This is a genomic window from Sphingomonas sp. DC1600-2 (genome assembly GCF_049897605.1).
Classification (GTDB): Bacteria; Pseudomonadota; Alphaproteobacteria; order Sphingomonadales; family Sphingomonadaceae; genus Sphingomonas.
In genome coordinates, this window is sequence record NZ_JAFCWO010000043.1 from 1 (window position 1) to 2,217 (window position 2,217).

General features: G+C 60.8%; 1 protein-coding gene and 2 pseudogenes. 2 read left to right on the forward strand and 1 reads right to left on the reverse strand.

Features of this window, described 5'->3' with window-relative positions:
* Nucleotides 1-141: 141 nt before the first annotated feature.
* Together ACP7BL_RS17825 and ACP7BL_RS17830 are read left to right on the forward strand one after the other, a co-directional pair.
* A pseudogene (locus tag ACP7BL_RS17825) lies at nucleotides 142-408 on the forward strand (ATP-binding protein); the annotation flags it as partial.
* 335 nt (nucleotides 409-743) lie between these two features.
* Nucleotides 744-1,859 carry a glycosyltransferase family 4 protein gene (locus tag ACP7BL_RS17830; protein ID WP_126849592.1) on the forward strand — a complete coding sequence of 372 codons (1,116 nt, stop codon included), beginning with the start codon at nucleotides 744-746 and terminating at the stop codon, nucleotides 1,857-1,859.
* 17 nt (nucleotides 1,860-1,876) lie between these two features.
* Here the strand turns inward: ACP7BL_RS17830 and ACP7BL_RS17835 are convergent.
* Nucleotides 1,877-2,098 (reverse strand): annotated as a pseudogene (locus ACP7BL_RS17835) (hypothetical protein); the annotation flags it as partial.
* Between the last annotated feature and the right edge of the window lie 119 nt (nucleotides 2,099-2,217).

The following is a 2,217-nucleotide window of genomic DNA, read 5'->3' on the forward strand; positions in this document are numbered from 1 at the left end:
CCACGGGAGTGGTCCATGGCCAAGGCCCAGTTCGCCGTCATCTTCGGCGAGCGCTTCATCAGGGCCATGGCGGCGTAATGTTCAACCGCCCGCCCACACACGGAAATCCTGACAGTGCCAGGGCAAGTCGATCAAGGAGATCGCCTTGCTATCGTGATCGAACGATCCTGCGTGCGTACCGGCGCCAGGGTCAGATATTACAACACGATTGACCTGGTGAACCGGCTCGAGGCAGAGACGCGCGCCGGGCGGATCGCTGAGCATCTGTCGCGGCTCGATCTCGTGATCCTCGACGAACTCGGCTATCTGTCGTTCGCGCTGTCGGGCGGTCAGCTGCTGTTCCACCTCGTCAGCCGCCTTTACGAGCAGACCTCGATCGTGGTCACCACCAACCTCGCGTTCGGTGAATGACCGACGGTGTTCGGCGACGCACATGCCGACGTTCCTCAGCCCCATCATCAGGCTCGACATAGCGGGGTCAATGTTGGGCACCGATCGGGGGTCAAGATTCCACGCCGGTTGACATCGATGGGGAACGGACGGACATAACGGCCCCAATAGACGAGCAGGCGGACGGACGAAAGCCAAAGCCAAGGCCAGGCGAGCCATTGACCTGCCTAAGAACCTTGTTTAGCGCGCTTGCTCATCTGATCGTGCTCGATGCATATCATACAGGTTAGTTGTTAATGCTGAACGGCGCGAAGCAGCCTCGGGATCTGAACGGGCCTCGAAAAATAACGGTGATGTCGAACGCCGCGAATACGTTGATCCGGTTTCGTGGGCATCTGCTGGAATTACTGGTTCGGCGGGGGCACGATGTTCATGTGCTTGCTCCGGAATATAATACTGAGCAGGCGAAACACCTGAAAGACATGGGTGTTACTACTCACACCTATCATATCGACCGCGCGGGGCAGAATCCACTATCCGATCTGCGCACGCTGCGCGATCTCACGCGCTGGTTCCGTCGTGAACGACCCGACGTCAGCCTGACATTTTTCATCAAGCCGAATATATACGGCGGGCTCGCCGCAGCATTGGCCCGTGTATCGCGCCGCATCGGCATGGTGGAGGGCCTGGGCTACCTATTCATTTCGAGCGGCCCGGACGGGCTGGCCAAGCGGGCATCAAGAACTCTGGCCATCTCCTTGCTGCGCGCCTCGTTTGCCCGCGCCCATCGTGTCATCTTTCTCAACCCGGATGACCGCGCAGAATTTGTCGAGCGACGGATTGTTGCGCAGGATTGTACCATGTTGCTTGGCGGAATCGGCGTGGACCTTGACGAATTCGTCGACACCCCCGTCCCAGCCGGCCCGCCCTCGTTTCTGCTGATCGCGCGCATGCTGCGCGAAAAAGGCGTGCTGGAATTCGTCGAAGCGGCCGGCGTGCTAAAACGCGAGTTTACCGACGCACGCTTTCGTCTGGTCGGCGGACTTGATCCCAGCCCCGGAGGAATTTCCGCCGATCAGATGCGCGCCTTTGCCGCCACGGGCTCGGTGGAATGGTCGGGCGAACTGCCCGACGTGCGCCCCGCGATTGCAGAGGCGCGCGTCTATGTCCTCCCTTCCTACCGCGAAGGCGTGCCTCGCAGCACGCAGGAGGCGATGGCGATGGGCCGTGCGGTCGTCACATCGGATGTGCCGGGATGCCGCGAGACGGTGGTGCCCGGCGTCAACGGCTTCTTCGTGGCCCCGCGCGATGCACAAAGCCTGGTGGACGCGATGCGCCGCTTTTGTACCGATCCCGACCTTGCGGTTTCAATGGGCCGCGAGAGCCGGTTGATCGCCGAGGCAAGGTTTGACGTCAAGAAAGTGGACGAACGCCTGTACGCCACGCTCATGGGTGACGATCAGGCTTAGGGGTTAGGGCTGTCAGCCTATGGCAAGCGCCCTAGGTGTTTAGTCGGCATCTGGTGGATTGGATTGACGATGAACCGGTCTGGCTCTGAGGTCCAGATTTTGGCGATGTATTCGTAGTGTGTGAGGCCGCTCAGCGCCTTGAGCCGGCGAGCGAAGTTGTAGGCGGCCCTGAAGTCGGCGAGGTGCGTTCGTAGCTGGTCATGGCTGTCATAGTGGAAGCGTTTGACGGTCGCCTCCTTGGGGTCGGTTCCGGTTGAGGGCGAAATGACACCCTAAGCGTGGGGCACGAAGCACGTGGTCTGAGTTTATGGTCGAGCCGGCCGTTCATCGGGCATTCGCGCCGCGATGCGGTTTCGCC

Coding starts and splice junctions, on each gene's coding strand:
- ACP7BL_RS17830 (WP_126849592.1), top strand. CDS start 744: ATGTCGAACGCCGCGAATACGTTGATCCGGTTTCGTGGGCATCTGCTG.